Origin of the sequence: Thioclava sp. DLFJ4-1 (assembly GCF_002020145.1) — a bacterium.
GTDB classification, from domain to species: domain Bacteria; phylum Pseudomonadota; class Alphaproteobacteria; order Rhodobacterales; family Rhodobacteraceae; genus Thioclava; species Thioclava sediminum.
The window spans coordinates 293,181-319,300 of the sequence record NZ_MPZT01000005.1; the positions used below are offsets into that span (position 1 = coordinate 293,181).

A 26,120-nucleotide genomic window follows, 5' to 3' on the forward strand; every position below is an offset into this window, starting at 1 on the left:
CTCGCGAACCTTCGCGGTCAGGCCGAAGGCTCGGGGGTGGTTTCCGCCCCGCCGTCGCCCTGATCCTTCTTCTTGGACGTTTTGGGCAGCGCGGTCACCGACGGCAGGCTCCCCGAGGAGCTGTCATCGTCGTCACCACCCAGCGGCTCTCCGGAGAGGACCTTCTTGATCTCGTCGCCGGTGAGGGTTTCGTATTCCAGAAGGCCTTGCGCCAGACGTTCCCAATCCTCGATCCGCTCGGTAAGGATGCGGCGCGCCTCCTGGTAGCCGTCTTCGATCAGGCCGCGCACCTCTTCCTCGATCAGCTCTTTCGTCTTGGTCGAGACCGAGAAGCCGGCGGTGTTGCCCTGATAGCCCTCATGCGCCTCGGCATAGTCGATATTGCCGACCTTCTCGGACATGCCCCAGCGCATCACCATGGCGCGGGCAATCGCCGACGCCTGCTGAATGTCGCCGGCCGGACCGTTCGAGACATGCTCTTCGCCCCATTTCAGGATCTCGGCTGCCTTGCCCGCCATGGTCATGGTGATCTTCTGCTTGGCCTCGTCCTTGTGGTAGTTGAGCTTGTCCATCTCGGGCAGCGAGACGACCATACCCAAGGCCTGACCGCGCGGAATGATCGTGGCTTTGTAGACCGGATCGCATTTCGGCAGCGACAGGCCGACGATGGCGTGACCGGCCTCGTGATAGGCGGTCATTTCCTTCTGCTCGGGGGTGAGCACCATCGAGCGGCGCTCGACACCCAGCATCACCTTGTCCTTGGCGTTCTCGAAATCTTCCATCGAGACGAAGCGACGCCCGACGCGGGCCGCCATCAGCGCGGCCTCATTGACGAGGTTCATCAGGTCGGCGCCCGAGAAGCCCGGCGTTCCGCGCGCGATGGTACGCAGATCGACATCCGGCCCCACCGGCACTTTGCGCGAGTGGACCGTCAGGATCTTCTCGCGGCCCTTGATGTCGGGGTTCGGGACGTGGATCTGACGGTCGAAGCGGCCCGGACGCAGCAGCGCGGGGTCGAGCACGTCTTTACGGTTCGTCGCCGCGATGATGATGATGCCTTCATTGGCCTCGAAGCCGTCCATCTCGACTAGAAGCTGGTTGAGGGTCTGTTCGCGCTCGTCATTGCCGCCGCCGATGCCGACACCGCGGGCACGACCCACCGCGTCGATCTCGTCGATGAAGACGATGCAGGGCGCGTTCTTCTTGGCCTGCTCGAACATGTCGCGGACACGGGATGCACCCACACCCACGAACATCTCGACGAAGTCGGAGCCCGAAATGGTGAAGAAGGGCACGCCCGCCTCGCCCGCAATGGCGCGGGCCAGAAGCGTCTTACCGGTACCCGGAGGGCCCACCAGCAGCGCGCCTTTCGGGATTTTGCCGCCGAGGCGCGAGAATTTCTGCGGGTTGCGCAGGAATTCCACGATCTCTTCGAGTTCTTCCTTGGCTTCGTCGATGCCCGCCACGTCGTCAAACGTCACGCGGCCATGTTTCTCGGTCAGGAGCTTCGCCTTGGACTTGCCGAAGCCCATCGCGCCGCCTTTGCCGCCGCCCTGCATCCGGTTCATGAAGAAGATCCAGATGCCGATCAGCACGAGGAAGGGAAGCCAGACGCCCAGCAGCGACATGAAGCCCGACTGCTGTTGTTTGACGACGCTCACCGCGATGCCCTTGTCGATCAGCTTCTCTGCGATCTGATCTTCCATTGGCTTGATGGTGGTGAAGCTTGTGCCATCGGCGAGCTGGTAGCGCACCTCTTCGCCATCGAGGCGAACGTTCTTCACCTCGCCTTTATCGACGGCGTCCATGAACTCCGAGTAGGTCGCTTGGGACGAGTTCATCGAAGATTGCCCATCACCGAAAAGGTTGAACAGGGCTAAAATCAGCAGGAACAGCACCGCCCAAAAGGCCAGATTGCGCGCATTACCCAAGGAATATCCTCCAATCGTATCGGGCGGCTGACCTGCGGTCGCCGCCTCTTCCTCAGTGAAAATAGGCATTACGCGCCGGGGTTCAACGTCGAATTAGCCAAGTGGCGAATGCGTCGCGGGAAATCCGCGCCCGCCAGCCCGCGCCAAAGCCCGCGATCGGCGCCGCGACAAGCGTCTCGCCGCGCCAAATGGCGGGGCTTGCGGCAAGCGAGGCACGCGGAAGGCCGGTGTCGCGCCAGTCGGGGCATTGGCGCAATCCCGCCTCCCCCAGCGCCGCGACTTCCGCCACGTCGGTTGCGGGGCCGGTGACCTCCCAGCGATCCCAGAGGGCGGCGCCAGTTTCGACAGCCACGCGCAGATCGGCCACGGCCTGCGCCTCGCGGGTGATACAGATCGCATCTTTGCCGGAGGTGATGCGGCAACCATGCAGGGTACGGTCGCCGGGCTGCGCGATCTCCGACAGCAGGCCCTGCACTTTCACGGCGCGCGGCGCATACTCCGCCCCGGAGACCCAGCGCAGCGCAGCCACGATCAGGCGACGTTGCAATTCCGGGTCCATTGCGGCGAAGCCCTCCGCATCGATCAGCAGATCGCCCGACGCCTCGGAGACGTGACGTGCGACCTCCGCCGACAGCAACCGATTCAGCGCGGCATTCGCCGCCGAGAGGTTCGCCGTCACGCCGACGATCGCCTGCGCATCGACGCCCAAAGGCGCAAGCGCCCCGAGCGCCTGACGCGCCTTGACCCGGTCGAAGCGTTCGTTCGCGTTGGAGGGGTCGTCGATCCACGTGATGCCTTCCGCGCGCAGATGGTCTCGCAACGACTCGCGTGTCTGGCCAAGAAACGGACGATGCCATGTCACGCCTTCGGCCTCGAACCGCGGGCGCATGCCCGACAGCCCCTCCAGCCCTGCCTCGCGGGCGAGCCGCATCAGGAAGGTCTCGGCCTGATCGTTGGCGGTATGCCCCAGCGCGACATGGGCAATCCCGTTTTCGCGCGCCCATGCGCCGATCAGCCGCAACCGCGCCCGGCGCGCAGCATCCATCAGGTTGCCCTTGGCACTGGCGCCATCCCAGCGCAGAACGGTATGCGCGATGCCGCGATCCGCGCAGAACCGCCCGACAAAGGCAGCCTCGTCGGCGGCCTCGGGGCGCAGCCCGTGATCCACCGTCACCGCGCCAACCTCGAAATGCGCAGCCAGCAGCACCAGCGTCGCCATCGAATCCGAGCCCCCGGAAACGGCAACCCCGACGCGCCGGGGCGCATCGGGGTCAAAACCGTGTCTTGCGATGTCGTCCAGCGTCACCGGACCGCGCTCACTGGCATCCCAGCGATTGCTGCGCGCTCTGCGCCTCGCCCGCCGCCGACGAACCCGGGAAGCGTGCGCTCACCTGACCCAGCGTGGTGCAGGCCTCGCTCTGCTGGCCAAGCTGGCCCAGAGCCTTGCCGAGCGACAGCAGGTTGTCCGCCGCCCGCGACCCTTTCGGATCGGCGGAGAACCCGTCGAGCCATGCCCGCGCAGCGCCCGCCTCATCGCCCTGCTTTTGCAGCGCCATGCCGCGATAATACATCGCGTCGCTGGTCAACGGGGAGCCGGGATAGGTCTGCCGGAAGGTCGCGAGAAGATCGGCTGCGGAGGCATAATCGCCATCCTCGAAGGCTTTCTTGCCCGCCTCGAAATCCGATTTCTCGTTGATCGCGAGATCGGGACCGGGCGTCGAATCCGGTGCGGGGCCAGTGACCGAGGGCGCATTGGTCGGCGCATCGCCGCCCAGCGGCTTGGCCTTGCCCAGCTGCGAGATGTCGCAATTCTCTTCCATTTCGCAGACCCGGAAGTTCAGATCGCCGATCCGCTTCGTGCCATCGGCGACGACGCGGTTGATCTTGTTTTCCAGCTCTTCGACGCGGTCGGTCATATGCGACAGCGACAGCTCCATCGAATCCATCCGCTGCAGAGCGGAATCGCCGCCCGCTTTCTGCAGACCGGCCTGGCCCGAGGCTTGCAGCTCCTGACGCAGGCTACCGATTTCGGTCTGAAGCTGCCCCAACTCGGTCTTGATGTCAGCCAGCGTCTGGGCGCGGTTCGCGTCCTGAGCCAGCGCGGGCGCGGCTGCCAGAACAGCCGCACCGAGAAGCAAAGCTCTCAGCATCGCGATCAGCTCCCGACCGCCGATTGCGAGATCACCGTCACGGCGCGACGGTTCTTCATGTAGCACTCCTCAGTGGAGCAGATCGCCAGCGGGCGTTCCTTACCGTAGGAAACCGTGCGCAGACGGTTGCCGGCAACGCCTTGGCTGATCAGGTATTCCTGCACGGCCGAGGCACGGCGCGCGCCGAGCGCGAGGTTGTATTCGCGGGTGCCCTGCTCGTCGGCATGGCCTTCGATGATTGCAGTGTAGCTCGGATGGCTCACCAGCCAGCTTGCCTGCTGGGTCAGGATGCCGCGTGCGGTGTCGGTCAGCGTCGACTGGTCAACCATGAAGTGCACCATGTCCCCGATGGTCTGGCTGAAATAGGCCGGCGAGTTCGGGTCGTTGATCCCGCCTTGGCTGACGCCGTCCATGCCAGCGCCGCCCGGGCCGAGCGCGCCGCCGGGACCGGTCGCGCCGGAGCCGTATTGATCGGGGTTCGAACAGGCCGCGAGGCCCAGCATCGAGATGGCCAACACGGCCTTCACTGCAAAATTCATTGGTTCCGCCTTTGTTGATCTGCCCATTGCGGGCGAGCCTACCAGTTTCTCTAACGCTTGTTAATCCGCCCTCAGGGCAGAAGCGGCGACCAGGCCGGGTCCGATGCGGCGCCCGGCGTGGAGACTTTCTTCAGGTTGCGCCCGGAGATGTCGACCGAATAGAGCGAGGCCGACCCTTGGGCGCCAGGGCTCTCCCGGGTGAACATGATCACGCGGCCATTGGGCGACCAGGTCGGCCCCTCGTCGAGGAAGGACGAGGTCAGCAGACGCTCCTCCGAGCCATCGGTGCGCATCACGCCGATATGGAAACGGCCCTGATTTTGCTTGGTGAAGGCGATCATGTCGCCGCGCGGCGACCACACGGGGGTCGAATAGCGCCCGTCGCCAAAGCTGATCCGCGTCGCGTCACCGCCGCCCGCGGGCATGATGTAGAGCTGCTGCGTGCCCGAGCGGTCGGATTCGAACACGATCCGCGAACCGTCGGGCGAGAAGCTGGGCGAGGTTTCGATCGCAGGCGAGGTCGTCAGGCGCTGGGTCTGGCCCGAGCTGATATTCATCATCCACAGGTCGGTATTGCCGTTCTGCTCCATCGAATAGACGATCTTCGTGCCATCGGGCGAGAAGCGCGGCGCGAAGGTCATCGTGCCGGGCACTTCCGGCAGAAGCCGCGCCGAGGCGGTGGCCACGTCGAGCATCTTGATGCGCGGGAAGCCGGTCTCGAAGGTGGTGAACAGCACCTTGGTGCCGTCACGCGAGAAGCGCGGCGCAAGCACGATGGTCGAGGCATCGGTGAGATAGGTCACGTTCGCGCCGTCGTAATCCATCACGGCGAGCCGTTTCTGGCGGTTGTCCTTCGGCCCGCTTTCCGAGACGAAGACCACGCGGCTGTCGAAATAGGGCCCCTCGCCCGTGATGCGCGAATAGATCACGTCCGAGACCTTGTGCGCCAGACGCCGCCAGCTTGCCGGCGAGGCTGCAAGCTGCTGCCCGTCGCCCATCTGCTGTCCGGAGAACACGTCGAAGAGGCGGAACTTCACGACCACCTTGCCGCCCTGCATCCCGACCGAGCCCACGACCAGCGCCTGCGCGTTGATCGCCTGCCAGTCGGAATATTTCACCGGCGTATCGAAGCTCGACACGTTCTGGATATAGGCGGATTTCGGGATTTCGCGGAACAGGCCCGTTCCCGTCAGGTCGCTCGAGATCACCTGCGTGATCTGGCTCGCCATATCGGCGGCCTCGGAACTTTCGGGGATGAAGCCCGCGATCGCGAACGGCATCGGCTCGATCACGCCATCGGTGATCTCGATATGCAGCGGTTCGGAATCCTGCGCGGTTGCGGCGATGGGTGCCAGCATCACAGCCGCCAGCAAACTGAGAACGAAACGCATCATGTCACACACTCCCTTTCCGGGTCTTGCCCGGTTTGTAACGCGCTGCGGCACGATCGTGCATCACAACCCCATGACACCGCGCGGAAACTCGCCGATCCACCGTCATTTCATCCTCATTTTTTCGGGATTGAAGTCGATGGTGATCGTTTTCCAGCGGTCGTATTTCTCCGGCGGCAGCGGGAACCCGTCCGAGCCGCACAGAACGATAGCGCGACGCCCGGCCTCGAAGGCCTGATCGACCGCGTTGCCGGTGCCGCCCGTCGCCCCGACCAGCTTGATCGAGGAGATGATCGGGTGGCCGTCGGGCTGCATGTCGACCGAGAGCGTCACCGTGGTGCGCAGCGCATCCGAGCTGAGCGCGCCGGTGTTCCAGCACTGCTTGATGTCGACGATCAGCGCGTCTTTCTCGCCCGCGGTGATCGGCGGACCCGTCGGCGCAGAGCCGGTGCCGCCCGTGCCCTCGCCACCCAAAGCTGCCGCTAGAGCATCGTTGACCGAGGCGCTGTCGACTTTCTTCGGCTCGCTCGGCGCGGGCTTGGTCTCTGCCGGTTTCGGCTCGGCGGGTTTCTTCTCCGCGGGCTTCTTCTCGGCAGGCGCGGCGGCCGTCTGCGTCTCTTTCGGCGCAGGCGGCTTGGGCTTGGCGCTCGGACGCGGCGAGGCCAGCGGCGCGGAGCTTTCCGGCTTGTCCTCGGTCTTGTTCGCTTCGGTCACGATCTCGGTCGAAGCTTCCGGCGGCGCGGTCGCTTCTTTCGGTTTCTCGACCGGCTGATCGGGCGTGTCGGCGGGTTTGGGGGCCTCTTGCGGCTGGGCCTGCGGATCGACCTTCGCTTCGGGCGGCGGCTCGGGCGCAGGCGTCGGCGCCACGCGCGGCGCCTGTTTCGGCTTCGGCACGGGAGAGATATCGGGCGTGACCGTCGGCGAGGGCTCCTCGACCGGCGGTACGATTTCGGGCGGCGTGTCGCTCACCTCGGCGGGCGGCGTCGGCTCTTGCAGGGCCGAGACGTCGGGCTGCGCATCAGGGGCCGGATCGGGCTGCTGCATCGCCTGCGGCTCGGGTTCCGGCTTGGCCTGCGGCTCGGGCGCGGGCGTCTCGGGCGGCGGTGTCGTCTCGGAAGGTGTATCGGGCGCCGTGGGCGCAACCGGATCCGGCGTCGGCTGCGGCGCATCCTTCGGCGCCGAGGCCATCATCGTGTTGAAGTCCTGCTCGGACATCACCGCGACCTGACTGATTACCACCGGCTCGTTCGGCTTCGGGAAGAACCACTGCCCCCCTGCAATGACCCAGAAGAGCACGCCCACATGCAGCGCGCCCGACAGGCCGTAACCGATCTTGTCCGCACGGTTCATGCGATGCTGCCCCCTGGGCTCAGTTCCCCGCAGGCGCCGTCAATTGCGGCCCTCCGGTATCGGTGACGAGCGTGATGTTCGAGAACCCCGCGCCGTTGAGCGCGCCCATCACCTGCACCACCTGAGAATAGGAAATCTTGCCATCCGCGCGCAGGAACACCTTGTTGCTGTTACGCTCGGCCGAGATCGCCTTGAGACGGTCGATCAGCTGATCCTGCGGCACTTCCGAGTTCATCAACGAGACTTTCCCGTCCGCCTGAAGCGAGATCGTCAGCGGCGTTTCCTGCTCTGTCGGCACGGCCTTGGCTGCGGTTTTCGGCAGCTCCAGCGGCACGCCCACCGTCATCATCGGCGCGGCGACCATGAAGATCACCAGCAGCACCAGCATCACGTCGACCATTGGCGTGACGTTGATCTCGCTCATCGCGGCATGACGCCCGCGCCCGCTCCTGCGGCGCCGCGATCCGCCCGATCCGCGTTTTGCAACACCCGCGCCCATGATCAGCTATCCAACTGGCGCGACAGGATGGTCGAGAACTCGTCCGCGAAGGCCTCGTAGTTGCCCGCGATGCGATCGGCATCGGACGACAGCTTGTTGTAGAAGATCACCGCCGGGATCGCCGCGAGCAGGCCCAGCGCGGTCGCGACGAGCGCTTCCGAGATGCCGGGCGCCACGACGGCGAGCGAGGTGTTCTGCGAGATCGCGATCTCCTCGAAGGCGACCTTGATCCCCCATACCGTGCCGAACAGACCCACGAAGGGCGAGATCGAGCCCACGGTCGCAAGGAAATTCAGCCCGTAATTGAGGTTCTCGGTGGCTTTCTGGATCGCGACATCCATCGAGCGTTCGATCCGCGCCTGCGCGCCGGTGATCAGCGCGCCGTCCTGACGGTGCGACCGACGCCATTCCAGCATGCCGGCGGCGAAGATTTTCTGGCTCGCACCCTCGGGCGCGGGGCCGATCTGGTCGAACAGCTCATCGAGCGGCTCTCCCGACCAGAAGGCCCGGTCGAAGGCTTCCGCCTCGGAGCGCGCCGCGCGATAGGCGATGAATTTGCGGATGATGATCGCCCAGGACCAGAAGCTGGCCACCACGAGAATGATCATCACGAGTTTGACGGTCAGCGATGCGCGCAGAAAGAGCGCAAGCAGGGAGAAGTCGATCTCCTGCGCCATCGCAAGCGAAGATTGGTCCATAGGTACTGCTCGCCGGTTGGGGCCACGTTATCGGGCCTCTGATTACCAGCGATTCTATATCAGCAGTAAGGGGAACGCCATAACAACAATGTAACCGGCGAAACCCCGCCGCTTTTCAGTGCAGTTTCGGGGCCAGTTTCCGGCGAATATCGGCGGGAAGCCGCTGAGCCGCGCCCGCCTCATTGAGACAGACGATGGTGACCTGCGCGGTGAACAGCACTTCGCCGTCGCGCTGCACGGTCTGCTCCATCACGAAACGCGCGCCCGTTTCGGCCACCAGATCGGTCGTGACCACCAGCTCGTCGTCGAATTTCGCGGGGCGCAGGTAATCGGCCTCGACCCGGCGCACCGCGAAGACCACGCCGTGATCGGCCTTCAGCGCGACCTGATCCACGCCCAGCGCGCGGACGAATTCGGACCGCCCGCGCTCGATGAACTTCAGGTAATTGGCGTAATAGACGATCCCCGCGAGATCAGTGTCCTCGTAATAGACCCGGATCGGAAACTCATGCGCCATTCTCGTTCTCCTGATCGTCCGGCTCCGCCTCGCCCACTTCGCGCGACAATTCCCGCACCGCCTCTGCGGCCTCGCCCTGACGCAGACCTGCGCGGGCGGCAAGGCGCAGCGCGTGGCTCGGATCTTTGGCAACCGCCGGCATCGTCGGATCGTAGCCCGCCGCAATGATCGCCGCGATCTCGGGGCGCAGCACGGTCACCCCGCGCGCAACCGCAAGCGGCGAGCGTTTCACGAAGGCCTTGTCCGACCATAGCAGGATCATCTGCACCGCCTGGCTCAGCGCGATCACCTCGGCGGGCACCTCGTCGAGCCCCGCATCCATCCGCACGAAAGCGAAACAGGCCCGGATCGCACCGTCCTTGTCGAAGCGGAAGACGCGATATTGGTTCGCGCCCTGATCGTCGAGCCGGATCACCAGATCCTGCAGCCCATCGATCAGGTGATCGAGATTGGGCACCTCGAGCAATTCCTGCCAGTCGCGGAAGAAGAAGATCATCAGGTTCGCGCCAAGCTCGGGATCGGTCTCGGCCATCTTGTGCCCGGCCAGCGCGACCACCGCCTCGACCGCGCCTTTCACGGTCGCCAGCGTCGCAGCCTCGACCCCGAAGACCACCGGAACGACCGGGCGCCCCCAGCGCGCGAACAGATACTCGTCGGAGGAACGCCGGAAGAGCTGCTCCACCATTTCGCCCGTGATCTCTGCCTGTTCCGACATGCTGCCTCCCTCGCTTCGCCCTGACCCTAAGAGATCGCGACGGAGGGGGAAAGGGGCCAACCCCTCTGCCGCGCATCCCCGGCTCTTGCCTCCAGCCTTATTTCGGCTTGGCACAAATATCCCGGGGGAGCGCCCGACAGGGCGTGGGGGCAGCGCCCCCTCTTCTTCGGCATCTCGCTCCCAAAGTGACGGGCGGCAGCGCTCCCTGATCTGCGCTTGCCGCCCTGCGGTCGCACGCCTATAAGGGCGGCATGTTCTTGCTGGCTGCATATCCGCGAATTACCTGCCCGGCGCTCTGACGCGTCAGGGTAGCCGGGATATTGCGCCAAGCCCCGAGGCGTGCGCGCGCACGCCCTTCCCTTTCCCAAGGACGACAATTCCATGAGTTCCGACCAGACCACCGAGACGACCGCCCCCGATTATCGTGGCACCGTCTTCCTGCCGAAAACCGACTTCCCGATGCGCGCGGGCCTGCCCATGCGCGAGCCCGACTGGCTGGCACGCTGGGAGAAGATCGGCGTCTATGACCGCCTGCGCGAGAAGGCCGCGAAGGACAACCGCCCGAGCTTCGTGCTGCATGACGGCCCTCCCTATGCGAATGGCCATCTCCATATCGGTCACGCGCTCAACAAGATCCTGAAGGACTTCATCACCCGCTCGCAGCAGATGATGGGCCGCGATGCGCGCTACGTTCCGGGCTGGGATTGCCACGGCCTGCCGATCGAGTGGAAGATCGAAGAGCAGTACCGCGCCAAGGGTCTCGACAAGGACGCGGTCGACGTCGTGGACTTCCGCCGCGAATGCCGCGCCTTTGCCGAGAATTGGGTCGACATCCAGCGCGAGGAATTCAAGCGCCTCGGCGTCTATGGCAACTGGGCCGATCCTTACCTCACGATGAACTACCATGCCGAGGCGGTGATCGCCGAGGAGTTCATGAAGTTCCTGATGAACGGCACGCTCTATCAGGGCTCCAAGCCCGTGATGTGGTCGCCGGTCGAGAAGACCGCGCTGGCCGAGGCCGAGGTCGAGTATCACGACCACACCAGCCACACGATCTGGGTGCGCTTCAAGGTCCGCCGCGGCGGCAACGCGGCGATGCCGACCGAGGATGCGGTCGAATATGACGCGGCCGATCAGGCGCTGCTGGCCGATCAGCTCCACGAGGCGAGCGTCGTGATCTGGACCACGACGCCCTGGACGATCCCGCAAAACCGCGCCGTCTCCTTCCATCCGAGCATCGCCTACGGCCTTTACCGGGTCGATACGCTGGGCGAGAAATCGACCGCCGAGGAAGGCGAGCTGCTGCTGATGGCCGATGCGCTGGCGCAATCGGTGATGGATCAGGCGAAGGTCGAGAGCTTCACCCGCGTGCGCGATGTGTCGGCTGCGGAGCTGGAAGGGCTGACCCTGTCGCACCCCTATGCAGGCGTCGATGGCGCGAATGGCGAATGGGATTTCGACGTGCCGGTCCTGCCGGGCGATCACGTGACCGACGAGGCGGGGACGGGCTTCGTGCACACCGCGCCGAGCCACGGCGATGACGACTATCAGATGGGCCTCAAGTTCGGCCTGCCGATGACCTACAACGTCGAGCCCGACGGCACCTACCGCAAGGATCTGCCGCTGTTCGGCGGTGAGGCGATCGTCGCGGCGGACGGCAAGGACGGCCCGGCGAACGTGTCGAACATCAAGCAGCTCGCTTGGGCCGGTGCGCTTCTCGCCAAGGGCAAGATCAAGCACTCCTACCCGCATAGCTGGCGCTCGAAAGCGCCGCTGATCTATCGCAACACGCCGCAATGGTTCGCCGCGATCGACCACACGCTCGACGATGGCATGGGCACCTATGGCGACACGATCCGCAAGCGCGCGCTGACCTCGATCGAGGAGCTGGTGACCTTCACGCCCGAGAAGGGCAAGAACCGCCTGCATTCGATGATCGAGAACCGTCCCGACTGGGTGCTGAGCCGTCAGCGCGCCTGGGGCGTGCCGCTGACCTGCTTCGTCAAGAAAGGCGCCAAGCCTACCGACGAGGACTTCCTGCTGCGCAATGCCGAAGCCAATGCGCGCGTCATCGCCGCCTTCGAGACCGAGGGCGCGGATGCGTGGTATGAGGACGGGTTCAAAGCGAAGGTTCTCGAAGGTCTGGTGAACCCCGATGATTACGAGCAGGTCTTCGACGTGCTCGACGTGTGGTTCGACAGCGGCTCCACCCATGCCTTCGTGCTGCGCGACCGCGCGGACGGGGCCGAGGATGGCATCGCCGATGTCTATCTCGAAGGCACCGATCAGCACCGCGGCTGGTTCCACTCCTCGCTGCTGCAGGCCTGCGCCACGAAGGGCCGCGCGCCCTATCGCAACGTGGTGACGCACGGGTTCACGCTCGACGAGAAGGGCATGAAGATGTCCAAATCGCTCGGCAACACGATCGTGCCCGAGGAAGTCATCAAGCAGTACGGCGCGGATATCCTTCGCCTCTGGGTCGCGCAGACCGACTTCACCGAGGATCAGCGCATCGGGCCGGAGATCCTGAAAGGCGTCGCGGACAGCTATCGCCGCCTGCGCAACACGCTGCGCTTCATGCTGGGCAATCTCGACGGGTTTTCCGACGCCGAGCGCGTCGATCCGGCGGAGATGCCGGAGCTGGAGCGCTGGGTGCTGCATCGTCTGGCGCAGCTCGATGTGGAGGTCCGCAAGGGCTATGACGCGTTCGACTTCCAGGGCGTGTTCCAGCAGCTGTTCAACTTCTGCACGGTGGATCTGTCGGCCTTCTATTTCGACATCCGCAAGGACGCGCTCTATTGCGACCCGGAAGACGGCCTGCGTCGCCGTTCGGCGCGCACGGTGCTCGATCTTCTGTTCCATCGCCTGACGACCTGGCTCGCGCCGATCCTCGTCTTCACGATGGAAGACGTGTGGCTGTCGCGCTTCCCGGGCGACGACGCCTCGGTGCACCTGCAGGACATCCCCGAGACGCCCGAAGCTTGGGCCGACGCGAGCCTTGCCGCGAAATGGGACGGCATCCGCCGCGCCCGTCGCGTGGTGACGGCGGCGCTGGAAGTGCAGCGCTCGGCCAAGGTGATCGGGGCCTCGCTCGAGGCGGCACCTGTCGTGCATGTCGAGGATGCGGACGTTCTTGCGGCGCTGAAATCTGTGCCCTTCGAGGATCTCTGCATCACCTCGGATATCGCGCTGACCGCCGATCCGGCCCCGCAGGAAGCGTACCGTCTGCCCGAAGTATCGGGCATCTCGGTGGTCTTCGAAAAGGCGGATGGCGAGAAATGCGAACGCTGCTGGAAGATCCTGCCCGATGTCGGCACGCATAAGCATCCCGGCACCTGCAAACGGTGCGACGCGGCGCTGGACTGAGCAGACCGCTACCAAAGACAGAATGAAGGGCACCCCGCGCGGGTGCCCTTTTTCATGTCATATCACGACGGCATCTGGTGCGGCGGCAGAGCCGGAGGCCCGAACCGGTTGCCGCCCGTGGAGCCGCGCTGGACGGTAAAGAAGAGCAGGACCAACGTCCCGATCACCGGGATCAGCGCGATCAGGGCCCACCAGCCGGTCCGGTCGAGATCGTGCAGCCGCCGCACCAGCACCGCGAGCGCTGGAAGGAACACGACGAGAGAGAAGATCCCGCCGAGCAGCGACGCGTCGTGCCGCATCATCATCGGACCGAAAAGGATACGGTCCAAGATGCCGAAGACGATGTTGCCGAGAAAGATGAACAGAACGAACCACCAGAATTCGGGCCGGGCCGCGCGGCCCGTGAAGGTCACGTAGTTCGAGAAACATTTGCGGATTGCGTCGCTGAACTCCATCGGAGCGTCTCCCTCTGTTTATGTGCCGTAGGGAAAGCTTAGCCGCAGGGTCGCTCTCGACGCCAGCCTCAATGCAGATTCAGACCGCATCCCTGTCGCGCAGCCAGCGCTGCAGCGTGCGCTCTTCGACCTGCGCCTGCTCGCGCTTTGCCAGCTCCGCCGCGCGTTCGGCGCGGGCGCGGTCGAGAAGCGTGTCGTAGGTCTTCGCCTCTCGAAACAGCTCTCGCATCCGGTCTTCCAGCGGCACGCGGCGCTCGTTCAGCGTGCCGATTTCCTGATCGAGCCACGAGACCGTCTCGCGCACCGCCTCGCGAAACCCGGCCGCATAGGGCGCGGTCTCGGGCGAGGTGACGTGAAGCTCGGCCCTGGCGCGCTCCGTCAGCGTATCGCGTTCGCCTTCCAGCCGCGCGACCTGCGCGTTCAGTTTCGATAGCTCGCCAGCCTGCTCTTCGAGCTCGCGCCTGCGCAGCCGCCCGATCACCTCAAGAGCCGCGATCCGGTTGCGCGCCATCGCCTGTTTACGCCGCCTGTGGCAGCTCTTTCTGCGCCTGTTCGACGGCGTAGAAATCGGGCTGATAGACGGTGGGGATGCTGCCGCGACCGATCTCGATGCAGATATTCGGCGGGTGGTCACTCACCAGCGCCACGAAGATATCGCGGATCACGGCATAGAACGCGGAATCCTCTTCCTCGATCTGGCGCAGACGCCCGGACATCGGCTGCACGAAGCAATAGGCAAGGAACACGCCGAGGAAGGTACCGACGAGCGCACCGCCGATCATGCCGCCCAGAATTTCCGGCGGCTGGTCGATCGCGCCCATCGTTTTGATCACGCCCAGAACGGCCGCGATGATGCCGATGGCAGGAAGCGCGTCAGAGACGGTCTGCAGCGCCGAGGCCGGCGCCATGACCTCGCGGTGATGCTTCTTGAGCTTGCGGTTGATGACATCCTCGGTCTGGTATTTGTCATCGAAGTTCATCGCCAGCATCCGGAAACTGTCGGTAATCAGCTGGATCGCAAAATGGTCCTTCAGGATGCGCGGATAGCGACCGAAGATCTCGCTCTCTTCCGGGGATTCGATATGCGAGTCGAGCGCGATGATCCCCTTGTTGCGATACAGCCGCGACAGTTCGAACAGAAGATTGAGCAGATCGGTGTAATCCGCGGTCTTCCACTGGCTGCCCTTCATCACTTTCACAAGCCCGCGCCCCGAGCGGCGGATCATGCTGAACGAGTTCGCGATCAGGAAAGAGCCCAAGGCCGCGCCGCCGATCATCATCCCCTCGAAGGGCAGAGCGTGAATGAGAACGTCCATGCTGCCGCCGGAGAGAAGGAAGCCGCCGAACACGAGGCCCACGACGGCCAACAGGCCAAGGATGATCGTCATTGTTCTTTGTCCGTGTGTTTCGCGCCCTGCGGTCTTTCACCGGCAGCCGCCGTTTCCTGGAATTCTTGCTAAATCTCCGGTGACGCTCCCGTTAAGTCAAGTATAAATGCCAATCGCGCGAACAATATTAAGCATAAATTTAAGATTTCGCAGGCTTAACAAGGAAACTTGACCGGCTATTCATGAATAGATAGGCTCATTTCAACACGGATCTTGCATTCAGGGCATTTCATGAGCGCCAGCGCGGAAGCCATAGCCTTTCTGCTCGAAGAGCAGGACCTGCGCCATCTGTTCCAGCAATGGCCGCAGCAGATGTGTCTGGCCGTGGGGCTCGACCCGGAAGGCGGCTGCGCAATGCTCGTCTTTCATGCGAGCGAGGCCGAACGCGTCCTGCCCCGACTCGCGCGTTCGATGAACTGGCGGACGGATGAGTTCAGCGTCATTCCGAAGATCGACGGGTATCGCACCCGGCGGATGCTGTTTTCCGACGAGCAAAAGATCCTCTCGCTCGTGCATGAGACCGACGATCTGCCCGAGATCGCGCGCGATTACGCGATCAATTTCGCCTATGCCGCCGATGAAGGTCTCGATCCGGAAGCGCTGACCGATGCGAAATCGGCCTCGGTCTCGCCCGCGATGCGCGAGGTGGAGCGGCTTCTGTCGGAGCTGAACCCGGAACAATCCAAGACGACGGCGCCCGCGAGCAAGATCGCCGCGTCCCCGCCACGTGCCACCGCGGAAGCCGCGCGCGCCACCGGCGAGGATGGCGGCCCGCCCGGCTTCCGGCGGTTGAGCGATACGCACCGGGCCGAGGCGCTGATGGCGACTTGCGAAATTAGCCTCAGGGGCGACACCGTGCGCATTTCCATCGAAGACGCCGGCGCCGATGCGCAAAGCTTCGGGGTGCGGGACGTCTATTTCCGGGACGATCTGCACAGCTTCGCCATTCCGGTCGCCGAACTGGCGCGGCAGGGCGCGACCGCCATGCCCGGTCAGATTCACGCCCCCGTAGACCATTTCCCCGCCTCGCTTCTTGCGACCCTGCGGCGGACCCCGCTTTCGGCGCGACTGACCGCGCTCGACCACTTCATCTTCATCGCGCCCGAAGCCGCGAAGCCGCAGGCTGCCCCCCTCGCCGCCCCGCCGCGCGAGGCCACCGGCAAGCTCCCGGTGAAACGCGCGGGCGCGAAGCCGCAGATGCGCACGATGCTGGGTGGTGCGGCGCTGCTCTTCTTCTCGGCGCTGGCGCTGCAACTTGGCCTGACGCCCGCGCTCAGCCACGGCGAGGCGCGGAAGGTCTCGCTCGATACGATCCGCGAATCCGTCTTCCAGTCGCTTGCGGACGACCAAACCGGCGAGGAGCGCTGAGCCATGGATTGCGCCATCATCACCCCCATCGGCCCCGGCCACCGCGCGCTGTTCGAAGAGAGCTGTGCGCCTTCCGTCGAGACCGCGATCGGCTTTTCCAAGGGCCCGTTCGATCAGATCCATCACTACGCGATGGACGACACGCAAGGGCTGCACGGTCGGTCTGCGCGCCGCAACGCCGCGATCCGGCAGGCGCAGGAGGCGGGAGTCGCGTGGATCTTCTTCCTCGATGCGGATGACGTGCTGACCCCGAACGCCTTCGAGGCTTTCGGCGCGCGCCTTACCGAGGAGCCTGATCTCGACGCGCTTTGGGGTCTGATCTGCGAATTCGACGCGGCGGGCGAGCCGCAACTGCGCGACGGTCAACCGGTCGAGATTTCGACCTATGCGGAGTTTCTCGCCACCCCGCCCTTCTTCGCGGTCCAGATCGGCGCCTTCATTCGCACCGAACTGGTGGCGCGCTTCGGCTTCGATGAAGCGATGGATACGGGCGAGGATTACAAGCTCTACCTGCAGCTCTGGCAGACTGGGCATTGCGCGAAACGCCCCGAGATCTTCTTCGTCAATCGCCGCGATCAACACTCCACCGGTCCGCGCTCTGCGACGGGGGCCGATTGGGCCCGACAAGTCGAGGGGATGTGGGCCGACGCGGTCGAACGCGATCCGGTTTGGGCGCAGCTCGAACATCGGGGCGTGGCTGCGAAGATGCAGATCACCAATCCGCTCGACATCATCCAGAACACCCATCTGCAGGGGCGGTTCTTCGAGGATAGCTCGCTCGAAAAGCTGCGCGATCTGATCGGCGTGGCGCACCCGCATATCGTCGAGGTCGGCGCGAATATCGGCAACCACGTCGTCTGGTACGCGCAGCATCTGGACCCGGCGCGCATCTATCCGGTGGAGCCGAACCCCGCGGCGCTGACGCTTCTGGACGGCAATATCGCCGCAAACGGGATCGAAGACCTGATCGACCGGCGCGGGATGGGCTTCGGCGTCGGACGCGCGGAAGGCAGTTTCCGCGCAGAGACGACGGAGGAAAACAACCTCGGGGCCACGACACTGGTCGCCGACGAGGCGGGCGAGTTGAAGGTCGTGACGCTGGACGCGCTGATGACCGATGCCCGCGCCGATTTCCTAAAGATCGACGCCGAGGGGATGGAGCTCGATGTGCTCGCCGGGGCCGAGGGGCTGATCGCGCGCGACCGCCCGCTGATCTGGGTCGAGACCCGCCGCGACAACCTCCTCGCCTTCGCGCAGGAGTGGTGCCGCGCGCATGACTACGTGCTGATCGACAGCGTGTTCTACGTCCACTCGATCGACTACTTCGCCATTCCGAGGGAACGCGCATGACCCAGACAACCCTCTCGCGCAGAGACCGGCGCGCCCGGGCGGCCAAGGCCTCGAAGTATTATGGTATCGCGGACGGCGCCGCGGCGCTGACCATGCACAAAGCCTATGAGGCGCTGGCTGAAGCCGATGGCCCAAAAGCCGCGCGGTTGGCGCATGAGGTCTGCCAGACGCACCCGGCCAACCGCCACCCGTGGCTCGTGTTGGGCACCGTAGCGCTGGATCGCCGCGAGGCCGAGGCGGCAGTGCAATTCTTTGACCGCGCGCTGCTGATCGCGCCCACCGATGCGATGGGTTTGGCGGGGCTGGGCAAAGCGCGGGTTCTGAAGGCCGACATCTTCGCGGCCATCGATCTGTTCGCACAGGCGATCGAGCGTGGCAGCGAAGACGTTCCGATGGCCCGCCTTTATGCCGACCTGATGGGGCGGCTCGATCGCTCGACCACGGCCGGACGAAATCTGCGCAAGATGGCGCAACGCATGAAAACGGCCGAGATGTGGCTCATCACCGCCGATGCCTTTGCCTCCGGCGAAAGCAACGCCGAGGCCGCGCCCGCCTACGAGGAAGCCGCGCGTCTCGCCCCGCAGCCGCTTTCCAACCGGATCGGCCTGCTCAAGGCGAAACTCTTCCGGCAGGACTATCAGGGCCTCATCGCCGGAGCCGACGCCTTGCTGTCCGAACTTGAGGAAACGAACGCGCATCGAGACGACGTCGTGACCCTGCGCATGGCCGCGCTGCGGGCGCTGGGTGACATCCCGCGCGCGCTCGAAACCCTCTCGCATCGCTTCCAGGATCCGGCCCAGTTTCAGCGCGCCCTCGGGTTTTCCGCCAATTGCCACCTCGACCGCGAGGCGTTCCATGAGGCGCATATTGCCTTCCGGGAGGCGCTGCATCTTGTCGATGGCGGCGGGCTCTGGGTGAAGCGCGCCTATGGCACTTTCCTGATGGGACAGGGCGATTTCGCTGGCGGCGCGCCTTACTACGCGGGACGTCAACCCGAGGCGAACCGCCGCCGTATTCCCTACGAGAACTCCGAACCCGATCGCCTCACCGGGCGCGAGCGTCTCTTTCTGGTCGACGAGCAGGGGATCGGCGATCAGCTTGCGCTGCTGCCGATCATCGACCGAGCCCCCCTCCCCCCTGGGGCGAAGGTGACTTTCGTGGGCGAGGCAAGGATGAAGCCGCTGATCGAGCGCTGCGGCCTTGGCGTCGATTTCGCGGAGACCACCGAGGTCGACAAGATGAACGTCGCGCCGGAAGAGATGATCTTCGTGGGCGATCTGGTGCGCTATCTCAGCGTCGAGGCGCTCGCGGAACAGCCGCTGGGCGGCTATCTGCGCGCGGATGCCGCGCGGGTCGAGACGATCCGCGCCCGCTACCGCGAGATGGCGCAAGGCGGCCCGGTCGTGGGCATCGCCTGGCATAGCAGCGATCCGATCACCGGCGCGCATCGCTCCCTCGCGCTCGAGACCCTGCTGACGTCGCTGCCCGAGGGTGCGCTGGTGGTGAACCTGCAATACGGCGCGCGGGAAGCGGAGCTCGCACAGGCCGCCCGCACCCGCCCCGATCTGACGCTTTTCGACGATCCAGAGATCGACCAGCTCGCAAATCTCGACGGGTTCGCGGCACAGATCATGGCGCTCGACCGGGTGGTGAGCATCGACAACACCACCGCCCATGTCTGCGGCGCATTGGGGCATCCCGACAGCCATGTGCTGATCCCGAAAGGGGCGGCTTGCATGTGGTATTGGGGGCGTCACGGAAGCCCCGATCGCTGGTATGGCAACCTGCGGCTTCATCGCCAGACGCAACTTGGCGACTGGAGTGGTCCGCTCTCCGAGATCGCCGCGCTTTAAGGGGCGCTCAGGACCGAGGGCTTACGCGCCCTCGCCATCCACTTCTTCGGGAAGCGGCACGTCGAACCCCGCCTCCAGTAGCAGCCTGTAGGTTTCCGCGAAGGCCCGCATCGACCCAAGCTGCTCCGATTTCCGCTGCGAGAAGAACACCGTCGCGCTTTGGTGGAACCGGATCGCGGCATCGGTGTCGGGATCGGCGCCGGGGCGATAGGCGCCCACCCGGATCAGATCCTCCATATCCGCATATTTCCCCAGCGCACGCCGGGCCGCCTGCATGATGCGATACTCGGCATCGGTATGGCAGTCGGGCAGCATCCGCGAGATGCTTTTCTGCACGTTCACCGCCGGGTAGCGGTCCTGCTCGGCAATGTGACGATCCAACACGATATGGCCGTCCACGATCCCGCGCACGGTGTCGGCGATGGGCTCGTTCATGTCGTCGCCATCCACCAGAACCGTGTAGAGCCCGGTGATGTCGCCCGTCCCTTCGACGCCGGGGCCGGCCCGTTCCAGCAGATGCGGCAGCTCGGCAAAGACGGTCGGCGGGTAGCCCCGAGTGGTCGGCGGCTCGCCCCCGGAGAGACCGATCTCGCGCTGCGCCATTGCGAAGCGGGTAACGGAATCGATCAGCAGCAGCACTTGCTTGCCCTGATCGCGGAAATGCTCGGCCACGGCGGTCGCGGTCCATGCCGCCTGACGGCGCAGCAAGGGCGGCTCATCGCCGGTCGCCACGACGACGACCGCGCGGGCCATGCCCTCGGGGCCGAGATCGTTCTGGATGAAGTCCTGCACCTCGCGGCCGCGCTCGCCCACCAGACCGATCACGATCACATCCGTATCGGTATTGCGCGCAAGCATCGCCATCAGCGTCGATTTCCCGACGCCAGAGCCCGCGAAGACGCCCATGCGCTGGCCCCGGCAGATCGGGGTGAAGATATCGAAAACCTTGATCTGCGTCTCCAGCTTCGCGCCGACCCGCTTGCGGTCGAAAGCGCGCGGCGGGGCGGCCTTGAGGTCGCGCGCCGTCTCGCCAGGGGTCCAGCCGGTGCCGCTGCGCACCGGGCGGCCCAGCGCATCTACGACCTGACCGATCCAGCTTTCATCGGGATGGATCAGATCGCCGTGCTGGTCGAGCTCGACCCGATCCCCCACCGAGACGCCATCCCAGCTGCCGAACGGCAGAACGCGGGTTCCGGCCTCGTTCAACCCGACCGCCTCGGCCAGCACCGGGCCGCGCCGACCGTGCACGATGCACCGCTGACCGATTCCCATCGCGCGCTCGAGCCCGACGACAGTCAGCGACAGGCCGGTCACCGAATGGACATGACCGACAATTCTTGCCTCGTCGGCCTCATCAACCGCATAATTCAAGGAAGAAAAAATCGTATTCACAAGGGTAAACCCTACCAATCCATTCTCATACCGATATACTATCCATGAAAACGGAGCGATCCAACGTGAAACTTGATACGATATCCTTTTTTAACCTCGCCTCGGATCGGATGCATTGGCTTGCGGCCCGCCAGAAGGTGCTGGCCGAGAACATCGCCAACGCCGACACGCCGAATTATCGCGCGCGGGATGTGACCGACTTCCAGAGCTTCCTCGAGAAGAGCGACGCGAACCGCTCGGCGGGCGGCCCGCTGCACGAAACCACGGTCGAAACCGTGGGCGGCAGCGGCGCGTGGGACAGCAGCCTCGACGGCAACGACGTGGCGCTGGAGCAGCAATCCGTGATGGCGAGCGAGAATGCCGATCAATACCGGCTGGCGGCGAATCTCTATCGCAAGGCCTATCAACTTCTCAATGCCGCCAGCGGCAAGGAATAACGAGCGGAGACGACCATGAGCATGGACCCTCTGAAATCAATCGGTGCGATCGCGGCAAGCGGGTTGCGGGCGCAGGGGGAGCGGCTGAAGGTCGTCTCCGAAAACGTGGCCAACGCGGATTCGACCGGCTCGACGCCGGGCGCGGATCCGTATCGCCGCAAGACCATCTCCTTCGGCGAGCTGGTCGATGACGCCTCGGGCGCCTCGATGGTCGATGTCACCGAGGTCGGGCGCGACACGTCTGATTTCGTGCTGAAATACGACCCTGCTCATCCGGCTGCGAATGCCGAGGGCTTCGTGAAACTGCCGAACGTCAATCCGATCATCGAGATGAGCAACATGCGCGAAGCGGCGCGCAGCTACGAAGCCAACCTGAACATGCTCGAGACCGGCCGCCAGATGCGCCGCGAGATGATCGACCTCCTGAAATAGGTGAAGCATGAGCGATCCAGTCCTCTCCAATGCAGCGATCCGGGGCGCCTATGGCGCCTCGCGCAGCCTGAGCGGCGGCCCGGCCTCCGCACATGAAGCAAAAGCTGCCGGGCAGAGCTTCGGCGACATGCTTAAAGGCGCCGCCGAAGAGGCGGTGCAGACGATGCGCGCGGCCGATACGACCGCGCAGGCAGGTCTGACCGGGCAGGCCAGCACGCAGCAGGTCGTCGAGGCGACCATGGCGATGGAGTCCACCGTCAAGGTCACGGTGGCGATGCGCGACAAGCTGGTCGAGGCCTATCAGGAAATCATGCGGATGCCGATCTGAGGCAGGCGGGGACGACATGGAAGAAGCCGATGTCTATGCGATCATGTCGGACACGATCTGGACGATCCTTATGGGGGCCGGCCCTATTCTTGCGCTCGCGCTGATCGTCGGGCTCGGCATCGCGATCTTTCAGGCACTGACGCAGGTTCAGGAGATGACGTTGACCTTCGTGCCGAAGATCGTCGCGATTTTCGTCGGCCTCGTGCTTGCCCTACCCTTCATCTACGCAACGCTGTCGCATCTGTCGGACACCGTCTTCGATCTCATCATGAACGGGCCCGCGTGATGGCGCAGGTGGGGTGGTTCTGGCCCTTGGCCGCGCTCGCGCTTGCGAGCCTCGCCGCGACAGGACCGGCACGGGCCGAAGGCTGGGCGGGGTTCTACACCTCGAGCCGCCCGAGCGTGCCCGAGGCAACGACGCCCCTCCCCTCCACCTTCGGCAATGACCAGCAATGCCTGCGCCAGATTTTCGCGGCGCAGGACCGCTACGGAATCCCCGACAACCTGCTGCTCGCGATCGGGCTGCAGGAGGCTGGGTTTCGCAACGAAGGGCGCCTGACCGTCTGGCCGTGGAGCGTCAACGCCGCGGGTGAGGGCCGGATTTTCGACAGCCGCGAGGCCGCGATGGCGTGGGTGCACCAGAAACAGGCCGCGGGGGTCACCTCGATCGACACGGGCTGCATGCAGGTGAACCGCAAGTGGCACCCCGACGCCTTCGACTCGCTGGCGCAGTCCTTCGATCCGGCGGCGAATGTGGATTATGCCGCGCGGTTTCTGGTCGATCTGCACCGGCGAACGGGGGATTGGTGGATTGCCGCGGGCTCGTATCACTCCTTCACGCCAGAGGCGCGCCAGACCTATCTGACTGCGCTCAAGCGCAATCTCGCGGTGGCGCAGAAACGTGGCGATTATTTCGTCCAGCTTGCGGGGGCCACCCCAGTGGATGCGCCCGCGCCGAGCCCCTCGCCGCGCCCCACGCCGCGGAAACTTCCCGTCTTCTGGTCGGCTGACCTTACGGCGGATCAGGACATGCGGCTGTCGATCTATTCGACCAACGACCTGCAACCCGTGCTTCCCAATTTCACGCGAACGAATTGAGCGACGGATGAGCCAAAATCAGACCAGTTTCGGCAAGAACCTCGTAGGGCTTGGTATCAAGAACCGCGATATCGGCTTCGCGATTGGCGTGACGCTGATCCTCGGGATGCTGTTCGTCCCGCTGCCACCGATCATCCTCGATTTCGGCCTCGCGATTTCGCTGTCGCTGTCGGTGCTGATCCTGATGGTGGCGCTGTGGATCCCGAAGCCGCTGGAGTTCAACTCCTTCCCGACGCTGCTGCTCGTGGTGACGATGCTGCGGCTGTCGCTCAACATCTCCTCGACGCGGCTCATTCTCAGCCAGGGCCATACCGGGCCCGGCGCGGCGGGCGGCGTCATCGAAGGGTTCTCGCGCTTTATCGTGGGCGGGGATTTCGTGATCGGGATCGTGATCTTCGCGATCCTCGTGGTGATCAACTTCGTCGTCATCACCAAGGGCTCGACCCGGATCGCCGAGGTCTCCGCGCGCTTCTCGCTCGATGCGATGCCGGGCAAGCAGATGGCGATCGACGCCGATCTCGGCGCGGGGCTGATCGACGAGGTGGAGGCCAAGCGCCGCCGCAAGGAGCTGGAAGACGAGAGCGGCTTCTTCGGCGCGATGGACGGTGCGTCGAAATTCGTGCGCGGCGACGCGGTGGCGGGGATCATCATCACGCTGATCAATGTCGTGGGCGGGATTCTGATCGGCGTCGTCCAGCACGGGCTGAGCGTCTCTCAGGCGGCAGGCAACTACACGGTCCTGACGATCGGCGACGGGCTTGTGACGCAGATCCCGGCGCTGGTGGTCTCGCTGGCGGCGGGCCTGATCGTCACGAAAGGCGGCACCGAAGGCGCAGCGAACGAGGCGGTGCTGGGGCAGCTGTCGAACTTCCCCAAGGCGCTCTACATGGCGGCGGTGCTTCTTGCCGGGATCGGGCTGCTGCCGGGCTTCCCCATCGTGGTGTTTTTCGCGCTGGCCGGGCTGCTCGCCGGGCTGGGCTACGTGATGCAGGAGCAGGCCGCGCTGCGCGCCAGCGACGCGGCGGCGGCGGAAGCCCGCGCGGCCCAGATGGAAGAGACCTCGGCCGAGACCACGCAGCAGCAACTCAAGCTCGACGAGCTGCGCCTCAGCCTCGGCGCAGGACTGGTGCCGCTGATCTCGAGCATGGATGCCGCCCTGCCCGGCAAGGTTAAAAGCCTGCGCAACCTCTTCATGAAGGATTACGGGTTCGTATTGCCCTCGGTGCGCATCAAGGACGACCCGATGCTGCCGACGAACAGCTATTCGATCCTCGTGCAGGGCGTCGAAGCGGCGAAAGGCGAGCTGCGCCCCAATCTGGTGATGGTGATCGACCCGTCCGGCGATCAGGTGAAGCTGCCCGGCGAGCGGATCAAGGAGCCCACCTTCGGGCTGAGCGCGGTCTGGATCGACCCGGCGCGCGCCTCCGAGGCCGAACAGCAGGGCCATACGGTCGTCGACCCCGAGAGCGTGATCACCACCCACCTCACCGAGATCATCAAGGAGCATATGTCCGAACTGCTCACCTATGGCGCGGTGAAGAAGCTTCTGGCCGAGCTGGACCGCGACTACCAGAAACTCGCGAGCGATATTTCCAACTCCGCGCCGGAAATCCTGCTGCAACAGGTGCTGCAATCGCTGCTGGCCGAGCGCATTTCGATCCGCAATCTGCCGCTGATCATCGAGGCGGTGGCCGAGGCCGCGCCGTCGAGCACCAATCCCGCCGTGATCACCGAGCGGGTCCGTGCGCGCCTTGCGAACCAGATCTGCCGCGCGCTTGCGGATGGTTCGGGCTTCGTGCCGGTGCTGACCATGTCGGGCGCGTGGGAGCATGAATTCGGCGAGGCGGTGAAGATCAACGGCAAGGAGCGGACCTTCCTGATGTCGCCGCAGCGCGTGCAGGAATTCGTGCTGGAAGCGCGGCAGGAAATCCAGCGCCACGCGGCACGCGACGAATGGCCCGCGCTGATGGTCGCGCCGGAAGTGCGTGGCTACGTCCGCTCGATGCTCGAACGCGTGAGCCCGATGACGCAGGTGATCTCGCATAACGAGGTGCACCGGAAGGCCGCGATGAAGACGGTCGGGACGATCGGGGTCTGAGGGGTGAGCGGGCTGAGCGCATTTCTCGACGGACAGCTCTTCGGCTATCTCTTCGTCTTTGCCCGGCTGGGCAGCGCGCTGATGTTCATGCCGGGCTTCGGCGAGATGCAGGTGCCGACCCGCAGCCGTCTGGCGATGGCGGTGGTGTTCAGCCTCGCGCTTTATCCCGCCACGCCGGTGATGCCGATGCAGCCCGACAATCTCGTGACATTCGCGGTCTACCTTGGCCTCGAGGTCACGACGGGCCTCTGGATCGGGCTGACCGCGCGGGTGCTGTTCAGCGCGCTGCAATTCGCGGGCCATCAGGCTGGTCAGGTCTCGGGCCTCGCCAATGCTTTCGCGCCCAGCCTCGGATCGTTCGAGGGCTCCACCATGATCGCGAGCTTCTTGCTGATCTCCGGCGTTGCGCTGATCTTCGTCACGAATACGCATCACGTCATCATCCGTGCGCTGCTCTATTCCTACGACGTCTTCCCGCCGGGCACGCTTCTGCTGGGCGACATGGCGAAGCAGATCGTCAAAGCTGCGTCGGCCAGCCTCTATATCGGGGCGGCGATCGCGGCGCCGTTCTTCGTCATGGGGCTGATCTTCAATCTCGGGATGGGGCTTGCGAACCGGATGATGCCCGCGCTGCCGGTCTTCTTCGTCGCAGCGCCCGCGCTGATCGCGTCGGGCCTGCTGATCCTCGCGGCGGCCTCGCCCAGCATGCTGCATGTCTTCCTCGGCCAGTTCACCGACTGGCTCGGCACTTTCGTCATACCCTAA

Annotated in this window: 25 protein-coding genes; 11 read left to right on the forward strand and 14 right to left on the reverse strand. The window is 64.9% G+C overall.

Annotated features, from left to right (window positions below):
- Nucleotides 1-17: 17 nt before the first annotated feature.
- The 10 genes from ftsH to BMI85_RS16835 form a co-directional block, all read right to left on the reverse strand.
- Entirely contained in the window at nt 18-1,931 is a 1,914-nt protein-coding gene (gene ftsH / locus BMI85_RS16785) for an ATP-dependent zinc metalloprotease FtsH (protein ID WP_078521918.1), read from the reverse strand.
- An 82-nt stretch (nt 1,932-2,013) separates the two neighbouring features.
- Complete coding sequence (gene tilS, locus BMI85_RS16790) at nt 2,014-3,237, reverse strand: tRNA lysidine(34) synthetase TilS (protein WP_246832582.1); 1,224 nt, start codon at nt 3,235-3,237, stop codon at nt 2,014-2,016.
- A gap of 10 nt (nt 3,238-3,247) precedes the next feature.
- A complete protein-coding gene (gene ybgF, locus BMI85_RS16795) occupies nt 3,248-4,081 on the reverse strand; it encodes a tol-pal system protein YbgF (protein WP_348638981.1) in 834 nt (277 codons plus the stop codon).
- A gap of 5 nt (nt 4,082-4,086) precedes the next feature.
- Nucleotides 4,087-4,620, reverse strand: coding sequence for a peptidoglycan-associated lipoprotein Pal (gene pal / locus BMI85_RS16800; protein ID WP_078602088.1), 534 nt, complete (start codon nt 4,618-4,620; stop codon nt 4,087-4,089).
- A 71-nt stretch (nt 4,621-4,691) separates the two neighbouring features.
- Nucleotides 4,692-5,978 carry a Tol-Pal system beta propeller repeat protein TolB gene (tolB, locus tag BMI85_RS16805; protein WP_244176580.1) on the reverse strand — a complete coding sequence of 429 codons (1,287 nt, stop codon included), beginning with the start codon at nt 5,976-5,978 and terminating at the stop codon, nt 4,692-4,694.
- Between the two features lie 138 nt (nt 5,979-6,116).
- Nucleotides 6,117-7,361: a cell envelope biogenesis protein TolA gene (locus BMI85_RS16810; RefSeq protein ID WP_168174808.1), complete on the reverse strand. Its 1,245-nt coding sequence runs from the start codon at nt 7,359-7,361 to the stop codon at nt 6,117-6,119.
- Nucleotides 7,362-7,380: 19 nt separating this feature from the next.
- The gene (gene tolR / locus BMI85_RS16820; protein WP_078540251.1) at nt 7,381-7,860 is read right to left on the reverse strand and encodes a protein TolR; all 480 of its coding nucleotides are present in this window, start codon (nt 7,858-7,860) and stop codon (nt 7,381-7,383) included.
- A 2-nt stretch (nt 7,861-7,862) separates the two neighbouring features.
- A complete protein-coding gene (gene tolQ, locus BMI85_RS16825) occupies nt 7,863-8,558 on the reverse strand; it encodes a protein TolQ (protein WP_078521931.1) in 696 nt (231 codons plus the stop codon).
- A gap of 115 nt (nt 8,559-8,673) precedes the next feature.
- Nucleotides 8,674-9,075 carry a tol-pal system-associated acyl-CoA thioesterase gene (gene ybgC, locus BMI85_RS16830; RefSeq protein WP_078521933.1) on the reverse strand — a complete coding sequence of 134 codons (402 nt, stop codon included), beginning with the start codon at nt 9,073-9,075 and terminating at the stop codon, nt 8,674-8,676.
- The gene (locus BMI85_RS16835) at nt 9,065-9,760 is read right to left on the reverse strand and encodes a hypothetical protein (protein WP_244176581.1); all 696 of its coding nucleotides are present in this window, start codon (nt 9,758-9,760) and stop codon (nt 9,065-9,067) included. Before BMI85_RS16835 ends, ybgC begins: the two co-directional genes overlap by 11 nt.
- Before the next feature lie 411 nt (nt 9,761-10,171).
- Between BMI85_RS16835 and ileS the strand changes: the two genes are divergently transcribed.
- Entirely contained in the window at nt 10,172-13,156 is a 2,985-nt protein-coding gene (gene ileS / locus BMI85_RS16840; protein ID WP_078602091.1) for an isoleucine--tRNA ligase, read from the forward strand.
- Between the two features lie 62 nt (nt 13,157-13,218).
- On the opposite strand, the gene BMI85_RS16845 is transcribed toward ileS, so the two are convergent.
- The 3 genes from BMI85_RS16845 to motA form a co-directional block, all read right to left on the reverse strand.
- Nucleotides 13,219-13,611, reverse strand: a complete 393-nt coding sequence (locus tag BMI85_RS16845) for a DUF805 domain-containing protein (protein WP_078602092.1) — start codon at nt 13,609-13,611, stop codon at nt 13,219-13,221.
- 79 nt (nt 13,612-13,690) lie between these two features.
- Nucleotides 13,691-14,122: a flagellar export protein FliJ gene (locus BMI85_RS16850; protein WP_078602093.1), complete on the reverse strand. Its 432-nt coding sequence runs from the start codon at nt 14,120-14,122 to the stop codon at nt 13,691-13,693.
- A 7-nt stretch (nt 14,123-14,129) separates the two neighbouring features.
- The gene (gene motA, locus BMI85_RS16855; protein WP_078545191.1) at nt 14,130-14,999 is read right to left on the reverse strand and encodes a flagellar motor stator protein MotA; all 870 of its coding nucleotides are present in this window, start codon (nt 14,997-14,999) and stop codon (nt 14,130-14,132) included.
- Nucleotides 15,000-15,230: 231 nt separating this feature from the next.
- Between motA and BMI85_RS16860 the strand changes: the two genes are divergently transcribed.
- From BMI85_RS16860 to BMI85_RS16870, 3 genes are read left to right on the forward strand one after another with little or no spacing between them, the layout of a single operon-like run.
- Entirely contained in the window at nt 15,231-16,367 is a 1,137-nt protein-coding gene (locus BMI85_RS16860; RefSeq protein ID WP_078602094.1) for a hypothetical protein, read from the forward strand.
- Nucleotides 16,368-16,370: 3 nt separating this feature from the next.
- Nucleotides 16,371-17,717 (forward strand): FkbM family methyltransferase, encoded by a 1,347-nt coding sequence (locus BMI85_RS16865; RefSeq protein ID WP_078602095.1) that lies wholly within the window; start codon nt 16,371-16,373, stop codon nt 17,715-17,717.
- Nucleotides 17,714-19,570 carry a hypothetical protein gene (locus BMI85_RS16870; protein ID WP_078602096.1) on the forward strand — a complete coding sequence of 619 codons (1,857 nt, stop codon included), beginning with the start codon at nt 17,714-17,716 and terminating at the stop codon, nt 19,568-19,570. The genes BMI85_RS16865 and BMI85_RS16870 overlap by 4 nt, the downstream gene beginning before the upstream one ends.
- A gap of 21 nt (nt 19,571-19,591) precedes the next feature.
- Here the strand turns inward: BMI85_RS16870 and BMI85_RS16875 are convergent, their stop codons facing one another.
- Complete coding sequence (locus BMI85_RS16875) at nt 19,592-20,941, reverse strand: FliI/YscN family ATPase (protein WP_210402372.1); 1,350 nt, start codon at nt 20,939-20,941, stop codon at nt 19,592-19,594.
- A 65-nt stretch (nt 20,942-21,006) separates the two neighbouring features.
- On the opposite strand from BMI85_RS16875, the gene BMI85_RS16880 reads away from it, so the two are divergent.
- Genes BMI85_RS16880 through BMI85_RS16910 form a run of 7 tightly spaced genes read left to right on the forward strand, consistent with a single transcriptional unit; the run spans nt 21,007 to nt 26,120 of the window.
- Nucleotides 21,007-21,399 carry a flagellar basal body protein gene (locus BMI85_RS16880; protein ID WP_246832583.1) on the forward strand — a complete coding sequence of 131 codons (393 nt, stop codon included), beginning with the start codon at nt 21,007-21,009 and terminating at the stop codon, nt 21,397-21,399.
- Between the two features lie 21 nt (nt 21,400-21,420).
- The gene (flgC, locus tag BMI85_RS16885; protein WP_078602211.1) at nt 21,421-21,831 is read left to right on the forward strand and encodes a flagellar basal body rod protein FlgC; all 411 of its coding nucleotides are present in this window, start codon (nt 21,421-21,423) and stop codon (nt 21,829-21,831) included.
- A gap of 7 nt (nt 21,832-21,838) precedes the next feature.
- Nucleotides 21,839-22,159, forward strand: coding sequence for a flagellar hook-basal body complex protein FliE (locus tag BMI85_RS16890; protein ID WP_078602098.1), 321 nt, complete (start codon nt 21,839-21,841; stop codon nt 22,157-22,159).
- 16 nt (nt 22,160-22,175) lie between these two features.
- Nucleotides 22,176-22,445, forward strand: a complete 270-nt coding sequence (gene fliQ / locus BMI85_RS16895) for a flagellar biosynthesis protein FliQ (protein WP_078521954.1) — start codon at nt 22,176-22,178, stop codon at nt 22,443-22,445.
- Nucleotides 22,445-23,257: a transglycosylase SLT domain-containing protein gene (locus BMI85_RS16900; protein ID WP_078602099.1), complete on the forward strand. Its 813-nt coding sequence runs from the start codon at nt 22,445-22,447 to the stop codon at nt 23,255-23,257. The genes fliQ and BMI85_RS16900 overlap by 1 nt, the downstream gene beginning before the upstream one ends.
- 7 nt (nt 23,258-23,264) lie before the next feature.
- Entirely contained in the window at nt 23,265-25,355 is a 2,091-nt protein-coding gene (gene flhA, locus BMI85_RS16905) for a flagellar biosynthesis protein FlhA (protein WP_078602100.1), read from the forward strand.
- Nucleotides 25,356-25,358: 3 nt separating this feature from the next.
- Nucleotides 25,359-26,120 (forward strand): flagellar biosynthetic protein FliR, encoded by a 762-nt coding sequence (locus BMI85_RS16910; protein ID WP_246832584.1) that lies wholly within the window; start codon nt 25,359-25,361, stop codon nt 26,118-26,120.

Coding starts and splice junctions, on each gene's coding strand:
- ybgF (WP_348638981.1), bottom strand. CDS start 4,081: ATGCTGAGAGCTTTGCTTCTCGGTGCGGCTGTTCTGGCAGCCGCGCCC.
- pal (WP_078602088.1), bottom strand. CDS start 4,620: ATGAATTTTGCAGTGAAGGCCGTGTTGGCCATCTCGATGCTGGGCCTC.
- tolB (WP_244176580.1), bottom strand. CDS start 5,978: ATGCTGGCACCCATCGCCGCAACCGCGCAGGATTCCGAACCGCTGCAT.
- BMI85_RS16810 (WP_168174808.1), bottom strand. CDS start 7,361: ATGAACCGTGCGGACAAGATCGGTTACGGCCTGTCGGGCGCGCTGCAT.
- tolR (WP_078540251.1), bottom strand. CDS start 7,860: ATGGGCGCGGGTGTTGCAAAACGCGGATCGGGCGGATCGCGGCGCCGC.
- tolQ (WP_078521931.1), bottom strand. CDS start 8,558: ATGGACCAATCTTCGCTTGCGATGGCGCAGGAGATCGACTTCTCCCTG.
- ybgC (WP_078521933.1), bottom strand. CDS start 9,075: ATGGCGCATGAGTTTCCGATCCGGGTCTATTACGAGGACACTGATCTC.
- BMI85_RS16835 (WP_244176581.1), bottom strand. CDS start 9,760: ATGGTGGAGCAGCTCTTCCGGCGTTCCTCCGACGAGTATCTGTTCGCG.
- ileS (WP_078602091.1), top strand. CDS start 10,172: ATGAGTTCCGACCAGACCACCGAGACGACCGCCCCCGATTATCGTGGC.
- BMI85_RS16845 (WP_078602092.1), bottom strand. CDS start 13,611: ATGGAGTTCAGCGACGCAATCCGCAAATGTTTCTCGAACTACGTGACC.
- BMI85_RS16850 (WP_078602093.1), bottom strand. CDS start 14,122: ATGGCGCGCAACCGGATCGCGGCTCTTGAGGTGATCGGGCGGCTGCGC.
- motA (WP_078545191.1), bottom strand. CDS start 14,999: ATGACGATCATCCTTGGCCTGTTGGCCGTCGTGGGCCTCGTGTTCGGC.
- BMI85_RS16860 (WP_078602094.1), top strand. CDS start 15,231: ATGAGCGCCAGCGCGGAAGCCATAGCCTTTCTGCTCGAAGAGCAGGAC.
- BMI85_RS16865 (WP_078602095.1), top strand. CDS start 16,371: ATGGATTGCGCCATCATCACCCCCATCGGCCCCGGCCACCGCGCGCTG.
- BMI85_RS16870 (WP_078602096.1), top strand. CDS start 17,714: ATGACCCAGACAACCCTCTCGCGCAGAGACCGGCGCGCCCGGGCGGCC.
- BMI85_RS16880 (WP_246832583.1), top strand. CDS start 21,007: ATGAAAACGGAGCGATCCAACGTGAAACTTGATACGATATCCTTTTTT.
- flgC (WP_078602211.1), top strand. CDS start 21,421: ATGGACCCTCTGAAATCAATCGGTGCGATCGCGGCAAGCGGGTTGCGG.
- BMI85_RS16890 (WP_078602098.1), top strand. CDS start 21,839: ATGAGCGATCCAGTCCTCTCCAATGCAGCGATCCGGGGCGCCTATGGC.
- fliQ (WP_078521954.1), top strand. CDS start 22,176: ATGGAAGAAGCCGATGTCTATGCGATCATGTCGGACACGATCTGGACG.
- BMI85_RS16900 (WP_078602099.1), top strand. CDS start 22,445: ATGGCGCAGGTGGGGTGGTTCTGGCCCTTGGCCGCGCTCGCGCTTGCG.
- flhA (WP_078602100.1), top strand. CDS start 23,265: ATGAGCCAAAATCAGACCAGTTTCGGCAAGAACCTCGTAGGGCTTGGT.